Raw genomic sequence first — 16,661 nt, forward strand, 5'->3', positions numbered from 1 at the left:
ATCAAATTTAGTGAAAAAGATAAAAAGATTATAGGTGATTCTGGAAACTTTATAGCGCCTACCAACTTAAAATTTATTCTTTTGCTTGATGAAAAGTAGGTATAATGATATCATTCAAAATAGCAAATGGTAATTTATCGTTTTGAGAATTGTAAGCTCCTCCAGTAAAAATTGCAACGATATTTAGTGAGGGCAAAACCATAATGTACTGGCCACCATTTCCTGTGGCTACTTTTGCATGTAAAACTTCGTTATTAATTTTAAATGGAATGTTCCACCATAAATAACCATAATCTAAACCTGTTATTTTGGTTTTTGGTGTGGTTGATGCTTCAATCCAATCTTTAGATACGATTTGCTTGCCATACCAAGACCCTTTATTTATTACCAATTGACCAATTTTAGCTAAATCTCTAGAGGTTAAATAAACTCTTTTTGCTGACGAAATAACTTGCTTTTTAGAAGTATGACTCCAGTAAAAATCATCAATTTTTAACGGGTTAAATAAATATTGTTGTGCAAATTCATCAATGGTTAAGCCAGAGGCCTGACTAATTAATTCTGCTGTTAAAATTACACCCATTGTGCAGTAGGTTGCTGTTGTACCTGGGTCATTAATTATAGGTAAATCTAAAGTGTATTGTAGCCAATCTCTTTTTTTATAGACTTTATCTTCTTGTCCTTTAGAGGTTTTGTCCCAATCATTGCAATCTAAACCACTAGACATGGTTATTAAATGTTTTATGGTAATTTCATTTTTTCTGCTGTCAATATTTTTTTGAGGAATTGGTTTTTTGAGGTATTTTGATATTGGGTCATCAACTGAATCAATAATTTTTTTGTCAATGGCAATACCTAATAAAATTGATACAATACTTTTAGTAACAGACCTTAAATCATGAAGTTTATTAATCGAAAAACCTTTGTAATATTCTTCGATAATTAGCTCATTATTTTTAATAACTAAAATACTATGAATATTATTTTCACGATTTAATAACTGTGTAAATCCTTTGTGTATTAAAGTAGTATCTGTTTTTTGAGAAATGATGCTGTTAGTTTTCCAACCATCATTCAGTTCTATGGGCTGTTTATAAGTATATTTTTGTTGAGCGTAACTTACTAAATAGACACAACTTAGGATAAGAAATAGTATTGTTTTTCTATTCTTTTTCATAGTCATGAACAAACATTAGGTGAGGACTACTGGCCATTAAGTTGGGGTTTGTACCCTCAATTCCTTCAGGAATTACATGGTTACGTTCTTTATAGTATTTAACCCAACTAGACATAGGTTTGCCAGATTTATCATTAAAGGTCATTGGGTGTGTAAGAAATGGAACTGAATCTTTAGGGAGGTTTTGTGATGAGAACATTTTATACACCAATTCAGAGCAGTAGTAAGAATTATCATCCCATAGAAAAATTTCATCATAGGGTGTGTTTACCCTTTCTAAACCATACTGAATTGCTTTAGAAATATAAGGTGCATAGTAATTGGTTAATCTAGCTACTGTGGTTTGAGATTTATTGTCTTTATTTTTATTTCTTGCTAAAAATTCATTCAATGGAGTTTTACGAACGCCTTTTTTAGGTATGGCTTCTACCACAAACCATTGGTTGTTTTCTTGCATTGCAATGCCAACATGAGAATAGTTTTTAGCAATTGCAGTAGCTGTAACATCTTTAATAGCATTATCTATTTCGTCTGTACCAGTATTTTGAAAAAGTAAATCACCTTCATTTAATTGAAACTGCTTGTTATTTGTACAATGCATAAACAGAATACTAATAGTAATTAAAAGGAGTTTGGGTAAAGAAAATTTAGTCACTTTTTTGGTTTAAATGAGTTATTTGAACATCGAATTTATGAAATAATACCTTAATGAATTGGTCTAAAATAAAAGTATTTTATGATTGGCTTAAGGTTCTTCAATTATATAAACATAATCATGTTTCATTTTCTTAGAAGCTGCTCTTAGTTGCGAAACGTTTATATTGTTATTTGCTATAGTTACACTTTTAATAAACCAATTTACCCATCTATAATTATTAGTTTTTACAATTTGTGTGGTAGACTTTGGTTTTAAATAAACAACCAATGTAGAATCTGTAGGTTGTGTAAAATTTAAGGTTAAATCATTTTGAATTTCTTTGAATTTTTTAGGATTTATAATTTCATTCCTGTAGTAAAGGGTGAACGAATTTAATAGTACATCATCTAAATTTGTCCCGCTTTTTAAGCCGTGATAAATTTTAATTTTCTGAGTTTTATTCGTTAAGTTTTGAATGTAAAAGTTGGTTGGAATACTACAGCTAAAAAATGTGGCTATCATAAAAAATAGACCAAAGTATAAGGCTTTATTTGTATTAAGGTTTCTGTTCATTTTATTGATTTACTATACTGTAAACTCATAATAGGTTAAAAAATTTTATGAATAAAATTTGAGATGATGAAATTGATATTAAGAACGAGGATTTAGAGCAATACTCATTTTTTTAGACTTAATAATATTCATACTACAAAAGCCAAATCTGTTGGTAATTTTACCATAACAAGCATAAATACCCATACCATTTATTGGGTATAAGTGTACCACATTTGTAAAATGAACAGCATCAAAATAATTACCATCTGCATCTATAAAGGTACTTAATCTCATTAATTTACCCTTACTCGTTTTATTATATCTTGTAGTTACAAGTTTTCCATAAAGAAGTACATTTTTATCTGCGTATTTATGCATTTCTTTTGCCTTTATATGTTTATGATATGCTTCTACAACCAAAGAAAAATAATTATATGTTGTAAAATCTAACAATTCTAATTGGTCGTAAACATCTTCTAACCAATGATTTTCTAATTTTGGTATTTTAAATTTTTGATGCTGAACTACAAATAGTTTCACTTGACTCAACAGCTCGTTTTTTTTAGTACCATTAATTCTAAAAGTGGCTTCCCACAACAAAGTTGTTTTTGGTTTTTTTGTAAACCTAAAAGCATTTATTCTTATTAAAATGGTTAGTTGTTCTATAGATATAGATACCCTGTCTAAAAAATCATCTAAAGAATTAAATAAACCTTCAGTTTGACGACTACTTAAAATACGCTCTATTAAAAGATGTTCTAAATTTTTAAGATAACCAAAACCCAAGTAGATTGTTTTACCCTTTACAATGTTTGGATGATCGCTAGTATTTATACAAGGCAATTCAATTGTTGCTCCACGCATTTTTGCTTCGTGAATGTAATGTTCTGTAGAGTAGAAGCCACCACCATTATTTAAAACTGCAGTCATAAACTCAATAGGGTAATAGCATTTTAAAAATAAACTTTGATAACTTTCTACAGCATAAGATGCAGAATGCCCTTTAGCAAAAGCATAACCAGCAAAACTTTTAATTTGGTTCCAAACCTCAAAGATCAGTTCGTCTTTAAATCCTTTTTTTCTGCAATTTTCTATAAATTTATTTTCTACGGCTTTAAATTCTGACACAGATCTGTACTTACCACTCATGCCTCTTCGTAAAACATCTGCTTCACCCAACGTTAAATCTGCAAATTGATTGGCAACCTTCATTACGTCTTCTTGGTAAACCATCACTCCATATGTTTCTGGCATTATTTTAAGTAGAATAGGGTTTGCATTTTTTCGATGTTCAGGGTATCTGTGTCTTTTAATAAACTCATCTTTCATTCCAGAACTAGAAACACCTGGCCTTATAATAGAGCTTGCAGCAACCAAACCTAAATAATCTTCTGTTTGTAGTTTTTGCATTAAACCACGCATTGCAGGCGATTCTACATAATAAGCCCCAATTGCACCTCCTGTTTTTAAGAGGTTATTTATGTTCTTATCATTCTTAAAACGTTCAATATCTGTAATATCTATTTCAGGATCATTAGGATTATTTTCTTTAATTAAAATTAAGGCATCCTTTATTTTTGCCAAACCACGCTGACCAAGAATATCGAATTTAAAAATACCAACATCGTCTGCAATATTCATATCAAACTGCACTGTTGGAAAATTTTTTGGTGGCAAACTTGTTGCAGAAAAATAATGAATGGGTTTGTCTAAAATTAAAATTCCTGCAGAATGTACACTCACGTAATTAGGAAACCCTTCTATTAACTTTCCGTATTTTAAAACGAGATGAGCCATAGAATCAAACTGACTCTTATTTTCTTTATTTAAGTTATTTGTAGTATTTGCTAGTTTTTGAGATCTAGAATAATTACCAAGCGTAGAAACCCCTTTGCTTAATTTATCTATTTCTTCTTTTGGCAAACCAAACACTTTACCAAGTTCTCTTACAACAGCTCTATATTTAAAAGTAACATAGGTGGCCAAAAGTGCTACATTTTTAAAACGATTAAAAATATAATTGGTAACTATGTCTCTATCTTTCCACGAAAAATCGATATCAAAATCTGGAGGAGATGCTCTAAAAGGATTTATAAAACGTTCAAAATACAAATCTAATTCTATAGGATCTACATCTGTTATGCCAATAATATAGGCAACAATACTATTGGCTCCACTTCCTCTACCAACGTGAAAAAAGTTGTTTCTTTTGGCAAAAGAAATAATATCATAATTAATTAAAAAGAAGGATACAAATTTTAAGTCTATAATTACTTTAAGTTCTTTTTCAAGACGATTATATACTTTTTCTGTAGGATTTGCATACCTCTTTTTTAAATTTTCTGCACATAGTTTTTTTAATAGTTGGCAATCTTCATCAAAAGAATTGGTGTATACTTCTAGGTTTTGATTGGTTCTATTTTCATTAAAGCCAAAGTTAATTGTACACTGGTTTAGTAGGTTTTCTGTATTTTGTATTACGTTCTCAAAATCTTTAAAATGATTTTTTAAGTCTTGATACGCAAACATAATATCGGTTTCTAAACATTCTTCGGTTTTGGGTAATTTACTTAGTAGAATATTTTTATCTATGGCTCTTAGTAAACGATGTGCATTAAAATCCTTTTTATTACGAACAGTAACTTGTTGCTGAATTACAATTTTATCTTTGTAATTGTTTAAATAAGAAAAACGAAGTTTGTTAATTTCGGCTACAGAAACACCTACAAACTCATTCTTTTTAAATGAAGTTAAATTAAGCTCTAGAGCTTTCTCAAAAGGATATACAATAAAAACATCAGCTAAATATTTTGGCTTGTTTGGAAAATTGGTTTTCGACTCTAAAAAAGAAGATAGGTAAGCGTTAATTTGCTGAAAACCTTTGTTATTTTTAGCAATAGCTACAAATTGTTGCGAATTTCCATTTCTAAAATCTACACCAATTACAGGCTTAATAGTTGTTTTTTTTGCCTGTTGTACAAAGTTCATACAAGCAGAGGTGTTGTTAATATCTGTAAGTGCAATACAGTTGATATTATTTTTTACAGCAAGTTGTAAAAGTTCTGTTTCAGAAAAGGTTCCAAAACGTAAGGAGTAATATGTATGGCAGTTTAAATACATACATTATTGTTTTCTGTGGGCTAAAACTAATGGAGGTTCTCCATTAAAAGGGTTGCTAAATCTGCCTATTGTTTTTGCACCCATTGCAGAGGCTCTCATAATACTTAACTCACCATATTTGTCACGAACAGTATCCATAGCATTGTATAGGTTTAGCATTTGCTGAGTATCATCAAATAAATTAATTTGATAATTTCCGTTTACAATATCTGATACTTTTACGCCTACCAAACGTATTAATAAACGTCTTTGATACAGTTTTTGAAACAAATCTAAAACGGTTGGTATTATAATATGATCTGCACTTGTATAAGGTATTTTTATTTGTTTACTGTATGTATTAAAGTCTGAATATCTGATTTTTACACTAAAAACAGAGGCTAGTTTATTACCTTTTCTAAGTTGATAGGCTAAGTTTTCTGCCATTGCAAAAATGGTTTCTTTTAGCTTTTTTACATCTATAGTGTCTTTATTGTAAGTTCTTTCAGTAGATAATGATTTGCGTTCATGATAGGTAACAATTGGTGGATTGTCTAAACCATTAGCGCGTTTCCAAATGGTTTTACCATTTTTGCCTAAAACACTCATCATCATTTCTAAAGGCATTTCTTGTATTACTTTTACTTTATCTACCCCTAGATTTCTTAAAACTTCATAAGTTTTTTGACCAACAGAAGGAATTTTTTTAATAGATAAAGGAGCCAAAAAGTCTTTTTCAAAACCCTTATTTATTAAAAGTTGGTTGTTGGGTTTTGCTTCTCCAGTAGCAACCTTAGAAACAATTTTATTTTGAGATAAGCCAAAAGAAATAGGTAAACCACTTTCTTTTATAATTTTCTGACGTAATTCTGATGCATATTTATAGCTCCCAAAAAAGGCATCCATTCCAGATAAATCTGCATAAAACTCATCAATACTTGCTTTTTCAAACACAGGAACTTTATCACTAATAATTTCTGTAACAAGGTTTGAGTATTTAGAATAAATACCTGTATTACCTCTAATAACAGCTGCTTCAGGACAAAGTTTTCTGGCAATTTTCATAGACATGCCAGAATGTATGCCAAAAGCTCTAGTTTCATAACTGCAAGCAGCTACAACACCTCTGTCTCCTGTACCACCAACTAAAAGCGGTTTTTTTTTAAGCCTACTATCTATCAATCGTTCGCAGGAAACGAAAAAAGTATCTAAATCAAGATGTAAAATATGTTTATTCACACTACAAAATTAGCTACAAATTCATACATTTGTTGCTCAATATTGTAGCATTATGAATATTTTATCAAAAAACATTAAGCATTTAAGAAATCTTAAAAAGTTAACACAAGAAGCTTTGGCAGAAGAATTATCTGTAACAAGATCTAGAATAAGCTCTTATGAAGAAAATAGATCGTCTCCAACCATAGATTTTTTGATAGATTTTTCTAAATATTTTAAAATTCCTATTGACATTATCATAAAAAACGATTTAACAAAAGCCAATGATGTGTCTTTTATAGAGGTTGGTAATAAGCGTGTTTTGTTTCCAATAACTGTAGATAGTGAAAACGAAAATCTTATAGAAGTAATACCAGCAAAAGCTTCTGCTGGCTATTTGTTAGGTTATGATGATCCTGAATATATAGAGCAGTTAGAAAAAATTAAATTGCCTTTTTTACCTACAGGAAAACATAGGGCTTTTCCTATTAAGGGTGATTCTATGTTACCCATGAAAGATGGTTCTTATGTGGTAGCTGAATTTGTAGAAGATATTAAAAATGCAAAAAGTGGGTATTCGTATATTATTGTAACTAAAAATGATGGTATGACTTATAAAAGAATAGAAAACCTTATTGAAGAAAAGGGGTGTTTTTTGTTAAAGCCAGACAATCCTTCTTACCAATCATATCAAGTACCAATTTCTGAGGTTTTAGAGTTATGGAAGTTTACTTGTAGCATTAATACACAAGAATATGAAGAGCACGAATTAAAAATTAGCAGTATTATAAATATGTTTCAAGATTTAGGAGTAGAGTTATCGTCTTTAAAAAAGCAATACTTAAAATAGAAGGTTAGTTTTATTTATCATTTACACAAAAAGGTTGTAAGAAAAATCATTTTATAGCAAATTATAATAAAAGCCTTTCTTAAGAGTTTTATATTGTGTTAAACTTTTATAGATAAAGAAAATATTCTTATTAAATTGAATATATTTGAAATTCAAAAAAATAATTTAGCTTTTAATGAAGTTACTCTCTTTTAGGATTCTCTTTTTGGTAGCATTTATTTTCTCATTAAAAGGGAATGCTCAAGAAACTTTACCAATTTATCAAGACTATTTATCTGATAATGTGTATTTGGTTCATCCATCTGCTGCAGGAATTGGTAATTCAAGTAAATTAAGGTTAACTGCAAGACAACAATGGGCAGGTATACCTAATGCACCTTCATTACAAACGTTAAGTTTTCACACTAAATTTGGCGAGTATTCTAATGCTGGCTATGGTTTGGTTCTGTTTAATGATAAGAATGGTTTCCATTCTCAAAAAGGAGTCCAAGCAACTTATGCTTACCATTTGCCAATGAGTAATGATAGGCTTTTTAATCAGCTTTCATTTGGATTGTCTTTTACCTTTGTTCAAAATCAATCAGATCAAACTACTTTTACTGGAGATGCTGCAGTTGCTGCGATTGTAGAAAGCACTAGTTACTACAATGCAGATTTTGGTGTTGCTTATCATTATGGAGGTTTATCATCGTATTTTACCGTAAAAAATTTATTACTTACAGCTAAGAACAATCTAAATGTTCAAGAACCTTTAGATTTAAGAAACTACATATTTTCTGCAGGATATTATTTTGGCCAAGATTTATTTGTACAGTTTGAACCATCTGTAATGTTACAATTTAGAGAAGGTACAGGTCAACGAATTGCAGATTTTAATTTAAAAGCTTACAAGAACTTTTCAAAAACTCAATTTTGGGCAGCACTGTCTTACAGAAGAGGTTTTGATGCAAATGCTATAGAAAATGCTCAGTTTTTATCGCCAATCGTAGGTATCAATTATCAGAACTTTTTATTCTCATATACATACACGAATCAAATGAACGAAACTGTTTTAACAAACACTGGTTTTCATCAAATTTCTGTAGGTGTAAATTTATGGACCAGAGAGCCTAGAGCTGCAGCATGTCCTAACATTAATGCTGCTTTTGGCGGATTTTAAAAATCTGTTTCTGTGATAGTTTTTGAAGTCACTGAGCTAAGTATTCTTTCTAAAACACTTTTATCTTTATTGATGTAAAACTCATGCTTTGCAGAAGCTGAACCATTATGCATTAAATTATGTTGTTGTAAAATGGCCTTGGTTTGCTTGGCTACTGCTTGGCCAGAATCTATAATTTCTAATTGATTGCCTGTAATTTTTTGAATAGCAGGAATTAAATAGGGGTAGTGTGTGCAACCTAAAACCAAACAATCTATATTTTCTTTCACTAAAGGATTTATGTAACTGGCTAAAAGTTGCTCCATTTCTTTAGAAGCTATTTCCCCTTCTTCTATGAGTTCTACCAAACCAGTTCCAATAGTTTCCTTTACAATAATCTGTTGATCTATTGTGCTTGCTGTTTTCTCAAATAAAGCACTATTTAAAGTGCCTTTTGTAGCAAGTATACCAATTCTCTTAGTTTTTGTTTTAAGTGCAGCAGGTTTTATGGCTGGCTCTATACCAATAAATGGTATCTTATAATTTGCTCTTAGATAATCAATAGCATTTGTAGTTGCAGTGTTACAAGCAACCACAATTAGTTTGCAATTTTTATTAAGCAAAAATTCGGTGTTTTTGATAGCTAAATCAAGAATGGAATCTTTATTTTTAGTGCCATAAGGTGCGTTTTTACTGTCTGATAAATAAATGGTACTTTCATTAGGTAAGAGTGCTGTGACTTCTTTCCAAATAGAGGTGCCACCAATACCAGAGTCAAAAAAACCAATAGGATTTTGATTTGCTTTCATACTATTGTAAAAATAAAAAAACCTACTTTAAAAGTAGGTTTTTTAATAATTTAATAAGGTATATGTTTAGAAACCTAATTTTGCTTTTACAGCAGCATATAAGTCTTCACCTTTCTTTACTAAAAGTCCTTTACCCATAGATGCATCAAATACATAAGAAATACCTTTTTCAGAAGCTACAAGTTCAATTGCTTTTTGAGCTTTCTCAATAATTGGTTTTAAACCATCAGCTTGCTTTTGTTGCATGTCTTGATATGCAGTTTGTCTTAACTGCTCATATCTTTGATTTTCTTGCTGAACTTCTTTTGCTCTAATTTCGTTTATTTCTTTAGTCTGTGTATTTTGCTCTTGGGTGTATTTTTTCATTTTAGCATCCAATTTCTTAGCCATACCTTCAACTTCGTCTTGATAAGTTTTACCTAACTTTTCAATATCTGATTTTAATTTTTTTGTCGCAGGCATTTCAGCTACTAATTTTTCAAAGTCTATATGACCCATCTTTTGTGCATTTGCAACACCACCAAACCCTAATGTAAATACAGCAATTAATAGTAACGATTTAAAATTTTTCATTCTTGTTTTAATTTAATTATTATTCTTGTCTCTTGTTATTAATTATCTTCTTTGTTCTTTTCTTTCTCTTTTTCCTTTTTTTCTTCTTCTTTCTTTTTTCTAGCTTCTTCTTTTTTCTGTCTTAAGAGTTTTCTTTTTTCTTCTCTTTGTTTCATTAAAGCTTTTCTCTTGTCTGCTATTTCTTTTTTCTTAGCTTCTTGTTCTGCTATTTTCTTAGCTACAGCTTCAATTTTTTTGTTTTGTAACGCTTCTTTTTGCTCTATTTTTTCTTGTTGAACTTTGGTTACTTCTTTCTTAGGCGCAGCTTTTTTCTTGTTTCTTTCTTCTTTTTTCTGCTCCTGTAATCTTGTTCTGTCTATGGTAGATAAAACAAGTTCGCTAATATCGTATTTTTTATTCGAATATAGCATTACTAAATCACTAGATTTTTCAAAAACAAAATCGTAGTTTTTTCTTTTAGCAATACTCTGTACAGCATTGTAAACTTGGTCTTGTATTGGCTTAACCAATTGTTTTCTTACAAGAAATAAATCTCCATTTGGACCGAAATAAAGCGATTCTAACCTTCTTAATTCTACTTGTTTAATTGAAATTTCTTCTTCCTTTTCTTCAATTAACTCTTTGGTTAAAATGGCTTTTTCATTTGCCAAATCAGATTTTAATACTTCTATATGTCTTGCTTGATCATCTAATTTCTTTCTCCATTTGGCAACTTTGGCATCTAAAGTATTTTGCGCTTGAATGTATTCTGGAACATTTTCTAGAATGTATTCCATATCCATATAAGCAATAATTTGATTTCTTTGTGACCAGATTGAAGTGACACTAAATAAAAGAACGACTAATAAAAATATTTTTTTCATTTGTATAATGTATTTAGAAAAAACCGTGCCAAAAAAACTTTCGACATTACAAATGTACTGTTTTCTTAGAATTGTCTTCCAATGATAAAATGCGTTTGCCAGCCCGATTTTTCTGTAAATCCTGGTAAAGGATCAAATCCATGCGCAAAGTCTATACCTAATAGACCAAAGGCAGGCATAAAGATTCTTATTCCAACTCCTGCTGAACGTTTTAATTCAAACGGATTAAATGACTGAAAATTGTCGTAAGAATTACCAGCTTCTACAAATCCTAAAGTATAAATAGAGGCAGAAGGTGCATCTGTAATAGAATATCTTAATTCTAATTGAAATTTGTTATAAATAGAACCACCTTCTAATGGAGATAATTGGTTGTTTTCATAACCTCTTAAACCTACAACTTCTCTACCATCTAATTGAAAAACGGCAATACCATCTCCACCCACAAAGTATCTTTCAAATGGTGATAAACCTACATCAGAATTATAGTAACCTAAGAATCCCATTTCTGCATTTGTCATTAATACTAATTTGTCTGTAAATGAAGTGTACCATTTACCTTTAGCGCTTAATTTATAATATTCTAACCACTTGTATTTTTCTGCAATTTGTGCATTTGTTTCTTCTTGGCTCAATCCACTATCAATAGAATAGTCTTTATTATTTACTAATGAGTAAGGAAAAGTTGCTTTTACACCAAAAGAGAATTCAGATCCGTAAGTAGGGAAAATTAAACTTGGTCCTGCAGAGTTTCTAGATATAGTTGCGCTGTATGATAAGTTATTTAAAGTACCATTATCTAGTACATTAGCACCAACTCTAAAGCCGTAGTTATCTAAGTTAAAACTTTGGTAACTGATGGTTTGTGAAAGTTGAAAATAATCATCTGGCCATTTTAAACGTTGTCCTAAACCAATAGATGCCCCAATAATTCCTAAACTACGATCTCTATCAACTTGAAAAGTTTGAGGATCTAATTGAAATTGATTTGATGAATAAACAGAGAATGATAACGATTTTGGTTTTCTACCTCCTAACCAAGGTTCTGTAAACGAAAAACTATAAGTATTAAACGTTCTACTTGATTGTAAACGTAAAGATAAGCTTTGACCATCTCCCATTGGTAAAGGAGTGTATGCTTCTTTTTTAAAGATATTTTTAATAGAGAAATTGTTGAATGATAACCCTAAAGTACCTATAAAGGAACCACCACCATAACCACCTTGCAATTCAATTTGGCTACCACCTTTTTCTACTACATTAAAGTTAATATCTGCAGTTTTATTAGTGTAATCTGGAACAACATCTGGAGTTACATTTTGATCAAAGAAACCTAACTGACCAATTTCACGAATAGAACGTATAATGTTACTTCTACTAAATAAATCGCCTGGTTTTACTCTTAACTCTCTAAAGATAACATGATCGTTTGTTTTGTCATTTCCAGAAACTGTAACCTTTCGAATACGTGCTTTTTCATCTTCACGAATTCTAATTTCTACTGTAATAGAATCGTTTTCTACTTTGGTTTCTACAGCATTTACTTGAGAGAAAAGAAAACCACTATCTTGGTAAAGTGTAGAAAGATCTTCTGATGTTGGTGAACCATCACCTTTTACTCTTTCTTTTAAAACAGCACCATTGTAAACATCACCTTTGTCAATTCTTAGCACTTTCATCAATTCATCATCAGTATATTCTTTGTTACCAACAAAAACAATTTCTGAGAATCTGTATTGTTTACCTTCTTCTAACTCAATATTAATATCTATGGTGTTGTCATCGTTCCAAGAAATACCTTCACTTAAAATTCTGGCATCTCTATACCCTAATCTGCTGTATCTGTCTAAAATGCTTTCTAAGTCTTCTTGATATTCATCTTCTATATACTTAGATCCTTTCCAAAAACGTCCCAAAAATTTCTCTTTGGTATTGCTCATTGCTTTTTTTAATTTTTTATCTGATAAAGCCTCGTTTCCAGTAAAGTTGATGTTTTTAATTTTGATTTTAGAGCCTTTATCAATAAAAACATTCATGTTTACCACATTAATGTCTGAAGAATCTTTTCTGGTATCTAAAGTTACTTTGGTTTTTAAGAATCCTTTATCTGTGTATTTTTTAGTGAAGTAATTTTTTGTGGTAACCACCAGGTTGTCTGTAACCATGGCACCTTCTTTTAATTCGGCTTCTTTTAATAATTCTTTGGCTTTAGATTTTTTTACCCCAACAATAGAAACATCTTTAAGCATTGGTAGTTCTTGTACATCAAACTGCAAATAAACTGTATTGCCATCTAATTTTGCCAAGTAAACATCTACGTTACTAAACTGCTTACTTTCGTAAAGTTTTTTAATGGCACTCGTAAGTTTGTCTCCTGGTAATTTAATGATTTGGCCATTTCTTAAACCTGTAAATACTTTTACAGTTTCTTCGCTAAATTTAACTAGGCCAGTTACAGAAATGCCTCCTAAAATATATTCTTTACCTTTTTCAAAGGCAGTATTATTCTTAGCTATAGAATCATTTTGTGTTTGTGCATTAGCACTAAAACCAAAAAATAGTGCAAATAGCACTAGTGCAACAGAAAATAATTTTGTGTAAAATTTACTCTGTAATTTGTTCGCTTGTTTTTCCAAATCGTCTTTCTCTGTTCTGATATTCTATGATGGCATCATAGAAATGTTCTTGTCTAAAATCTGGCCAAAGTACATTTGTAAAATATAGTTCAGCATACGCCATTTGCCATAATAAAAAGTTACTAATGCGTTGTTCTCCACTAGTTCTTATCATTAAATCAACATCGGGCAAATTAAATGTATATAAATGATTATTTATAGTATTTTCATCTATTTTTTCTAAATTAAGTTCTTTATTAACAACTTTTTTAGATATGTTTTTGATTGCATTAACAATTTCTTCTCTAGAGCCATAGCTTAGTGCAAAGGTTAATACAATATCTGTGTTATTTCTGGTTTCAAAAATAACATCTTTTAAAACTTTTTGTGCTTTACTGGGTAAATTATCTATAGAACCAATTGAGTTAACTTTAACTCCTTGTTTCATAAATTCGGGTAGTTCTTTTTTTAATGAGTTTATTAATAAACTCATTAAAGCATCTACTTCTAGTTTGGGTCTGTTCCAGTTTTCTGTAGAAAATGCGTATAAAGTAATGGCTTCTACATTAACTTGTGAGGCTGCTTTTACAGACTCTCTTACAGCAGTTAAGGCATTTCTATGACCAAAAATTCTATTCATTCCTTTACCTTTTGCCCAACGTCCATTACCATCCATAATTATGGCAACATGCTTTGGTGTTTTCAGTAAATCAATGTGTAGTTTTTTATCCATATTTTACAGTCCGTTTTTATAACAAGCTGGTCTTCCAAAGGTATAGGTTAAAGAAATGCCTGTAAACATATACCAATCACTATTATTATCTCCAATATCTAATCTAGGTACGTTTGATGAGGTATAATCAATATCATCATCAAAAGTATATCTAAATTTTGCTTCTACAGCAAATGCTAAATCACCAACTAATTTAGATTTAAAGCCAACTCCAAAAGGAACTGCAAAACCGTTTTTAGAATCAAAAATAAATTCTTGTGGTCTTGGTTCAGATACTACATATTGGTAATTAAAACCAGCTAATTCTAACAAGATGTAAGGTGTCCAAGTTTTATCTGATGATGATAAATCATACTCGTAAAAATTGTATTCTAAACCAATGGCTAACTCATGTATGGTATTAGAAAAACTTAACCCTCTATCTCTTTTAAAATCTGTATCTGCATCTAAATCATCTGCTTCAATAGGCAAATAACTATAGGTTGCTCTTAGTGCTATTTTAGGATTCCAATTGTACTTAAAAAATGCAGCTCCTGCAATTTTATTTGGGTAAATGTAGTTGGTTCTTCCAATGTCTCCAACATAGTTAGAACCACCAATAAATACTCCTGCTTCATATACCTGACTTACTAAAACATTAGACAGGCTTACAAAAATGATTAATAATATACTTTTTTTCATCCGTAAAAATAGCGAGCAAATATAGGGATTTCAATTTGCTTAATAAAGTTAATATTCAGTCTTTTCTGAATAACTAAAAATTAAGTAATTTATTGTTGCTAAAGGGTTAAAGATTGGTTTCGTTCCTGGTATCTTCTCCCCAAAGTAATTTAGTTCTCAAAGTTTGTAAAAAAGATTGATTTTTAGGGATGATACTTTTTATGGTAAATGATGCTTTTTCTATATAAACTACAGTGTTTTTTGCTACTGTTGTTATGCGTGAATCTAAAGATATTAAAAAGTCTTTTTCTCTAGAATCTATCGTTAATTTAATTTGAGTATCATCTGCAATAACCATGGGCCTTGCATTTAAATTATGAGGTGCAATAGGTGTAATTACCAGGTTTTTAGAATCTGGCGAAATTACAGGGCCATTACAACTTAAAGAATAGCCTGTAGAGCCTGTTGGTGTTGCTATTATTAAACCATCTGCCCAATAATTGGTAAGGTATTCTTCATTTAAACAGGTTTTTACACCAATCATAGAAGTCGTGTTTTTTCTGGCAATGGTTACTTCATTCAAGGCAAAATTTAATTCTGCAAAAGTGGCTGTTTCTGGACTCGTTTTTACGCTTAATAAAGTTCTTTCTTGAATAGAATAATCTCCATTTAATATTAGGTTAACACTTTCTACAATGGCAGTTTTATTTATGGTTGCTAAAAAACCTAATCTACCCGTATTAATTCCTAAAATAGGAATGTCTAAATCTCGAATATAAGTTACTGCTCTTAAAATTGTTCCATCTCCACCTAAAGTAAATAGTACATCAAAAGATGAGTTTAAATCGGAGAAGTGAGAAAATGTTGGGTATTTTTTATCTAAGATATTTCCTTGAACTAGTAAATCGTAAAACTTTTTTTCTATAAAAGATACAATATTGTGTTGTTGCAATACTTTTAATAAAATCTGAATCTCTTTCTCTGCAGAAATGGAGTAAGATTGACCGTAAATAGCAACTTTTTTCACTTTAGTTTGTTTTAAAATTTTAAATATAAAATTTACATTTCTAGATATTTCTGTAAATAATCAGATCTGTTTTTCAGGTCTTCTAAATAAATGTCATTTTCATGATTCGAAACTATTTTATAGTCATACCTTCTAAACGTTTGTATGATTTCGTTAATTTCATCTGAAACAATTTTTAAGGTAACTTGTACAAAATCGTTTGATTTTTCTGAAATATAAACTCCAAGTAAATTACCACCATTCGCCTCTACAATTTGAGAAACTTCGCCCATAGAATAATCCATCTCTAGTTTTTCTACAATTAAGGTTTCGCTTTCTTCAATCATAAAAGGGCTTGTAGAAAACACGTCTAATACATCACACAAATCATAATAACCCATGTAATTTTTATCCTTATTTAAAACAGGAATTATAGTAGTGTTATTGTCTGCAAAAATCTTTAACAACTCTAAAACTGTGGCTTTTTCATCTGCAAAAAACGAATTTAGTAGATAAGAATGCGCAACTAATTCTTCTTCTTTGTTTTCTAAAGTTTGAATATCATCTTCTGCAAAAGAACCCAACAATTTATTATTTTCTATCACTGGAAAATGTGTTATAGGGTAATTTTTAAAGAGTCTTTGCGCCTTTTTTACAGTGTCTTTTAAATGAAACGCTTTTATTTCTTTTAAGATGTAATCGTTAATATTCATGCTTTACGAATATAG

The 16,661-nt window shown here is 30.2% G+C and carries 15 protein-coding genes; 2 read left to right on the plus strand and 13 right to left on the minus strand.

What is annotated here, in order from left to right; genetic code table 11:
- Positions 1–73: 73 nt before the first annotated feature.
- The 5 genes from V7R38_RS05955 to dinB form a co-directional block, all read right to left on the minus strand.
- Positions 74–1,177, minus strand: a complete 1,104-nt coding sequence (locus tag V7R38_RS05955; RefSeq protein ID WP_334056653.1) for a serine hydrolase domain-containing protein — start codon at positions 1,175–1,177, stop codon at positions 74–76.
- Positions 1,164–1,778 (minus strand): YiiX/YebB-like N1pC/P60 family cysteine hydrolase, encoded by a 615-nt coding sequence (locus V7R38_RS05960; protein WP_334056654.1) that lies wholly within the window; start codon positions 1,776–1,778, stop codon positions 1,164–1,166. The genes V7R38_RS05955 and V7R38_RS05960 overlap by 14 nt, the downstream gene beginning before the upstream one ends.
- A gap of 144 nt (positions 1,779–1,922) precedes the next feature.
- Positions 1,923–2,387, minus strand: coding sequence for a hypothetical protein (locus tag V7R38_RS05965; protein ID WP_334056655.1), 465 nt, complete (start codon positions 2,385–2,387; stop codon positions 1,923–1,925).
- 78 nt (positions 2,388–2,465) lie between these two features.
- Positions 2,466–5,489, minus strand: a complete 3,024-nt coding sequence (locus V7R38_RS05970; protein WP_334056657.1) for a DNA polymerase III subunit alpha — start codon at positions 5,487–5,489, stop codon at positions 2,466–2,468.
- Positions 5,490–5,492: 3 nt separating this feature from the next.
- On the minus strand, positions 5,493–6,707 hold the full coding sequence (gene dinB / locus V7R38_RS05975) for a DNA polymerase IV (RefSeq protein WP_334056659.1): 1,215 nt from the start codon (positions 6,705–6,707) through the stop codon (positions 5,493–5,495).
- Positions 6,708–6,759: 52 nt separating this feature from the next.
- Here dinB and V7R38_RS05980 point away from each other — a divergent pair, with 52 nt between their 5' ends.
- Positions 6,760–7,536, plus strand: a complete 777-nt coding sequence (locus V7R38_RS05980) for an XRE family transcriptional regulator (protein ID WP_334056661.1) — start codon at positions 6,760–6,762, stop codon at positions 7,534–7,536.
- A 175-nt stretch (positions 7,537–7,711) separates the two neighbouring features.
- Positions 7,712–8,695, plus strand: coding sequence for a PorP/SprF family type IX secretion system membrane protein (locus V7R38_RS05985; RefSeq protein ID WP_334056663.1), 984 nt, complete (start codon positions 7,712–7,714; stop codon positions 8,693–8,695).
- Here the strand turns inward: V7R38_RS05985 and murI are convergent.
- From murI to V7R38_RS06025, 8 genes are all read right to left on the minus strand, one after another.
- On the minus strand, positions 8,692–9,483 hold the full coding sequence (murI, locus tag V7R38_RS05990) for a glutamate racemase (protein ID WP_334056665.1): 792 nt from the start codon (positions 9,481–9,483) through the stop codon (positions 8,692–8,694). The two genes, V7R38_RS05985 and murI, sit on opposite strands and share 4 nt — an antisense overlap.
- Before the next feature lie 66 nt (positions 9,484–9,549).
- Positions 9,550–10,056 (minus strand): OmpH family outer membrane protein, encoded by a 507-nt coding sequence (locus V7R38_RS05995; protein WP_015481199.1) that lies wholly within the window; start codon positions 10,054–10,056, stop codon positions 9,550–9,552.
- A 38-nt stretch (positions 10,057–10,094) separates the two neighbouring features.
- Positions 10,095–10,919 (minus strand): OmpH family outer membrane protein, encoded by an 825-nt coding sequence (locus tag V7R38_RS06000; protein ID WP_334056667.1) that lies wholly within the window; start codon positions 10,917–10,919, stop codon positions 10,095–10,097.
- A gap of 65 nt (positions 10,920–10,984) precedes the next feature.
- Positions 10,985–13,555 (minus strand): outer membrane protein assembly factor BamA, encoded by a 2,571-nt coding sequence (gene bamA, locus V7R38_RS06005; protein WP_334056668.1) that lies wholly within the window; start codon positions 13,553–13,555, stop codon positions 10,985–10,987.
- Positions 13,524–14,267 (minus strand): isoprenyl transferase, encoded by a 744-nt coding sequence (locus V7R38_RS06010; protein WP_015481196.1) that lies wholly within the window; start codon positions 14,265–14,267, stop codon positions 13,524–13,526. Before V7R38_RS06010 ends, bamA begins: the two co-directional genes overlap by 32 nt.
- Positions 14,268–14,270: 3 nt before the next feature.
- Positions 14,271–14,948 carry a type IX secretion system protein PorG gene (gene porG / locus V7R38_RS06015; RefSeq protein ID WP_015481195.1) on the minus strand — a complete coding sequence of 226 codons (678 nt, stop codon included), beginning with the start codon at positions 14,946–14,948 and terminating at the stop codon, positions 14,271–14,273.
- Between the two features lie 106 nt (positions 14,949–15,054).
- Complete coding sequence (locus V7R38_RS06020) at positions 15,055–15,954, minus strand: NAD kinase (protein ID WP_334056671.1); 900 nt, start codon at positions 15,952–15,954, stop codon at positions 15,055–15,057.
- 32 nt (positions 15,955–15,986) lie between these two features.
- Complete coding sequence (locus V7R38_RS06025) at positions 15,987–16,646, minus strand: CBS domain-containing protein (RefSeq protein WP_334056672.1); 660 nt, start codon at positions 16,644–16,646, stop codon at positions 15,987–15,989.
- Positions 16,647–16,661 lie beyond the last annotated feature (15 nt).

This window comes from Polaribacter sp. P097, assembly GCF_036864555.1.
Classification (GTDB): Bacteria; Bacteroidota; Bacteroidia; order Flavobacteriales; family Flavobacteriaceae; genus Polaribacter.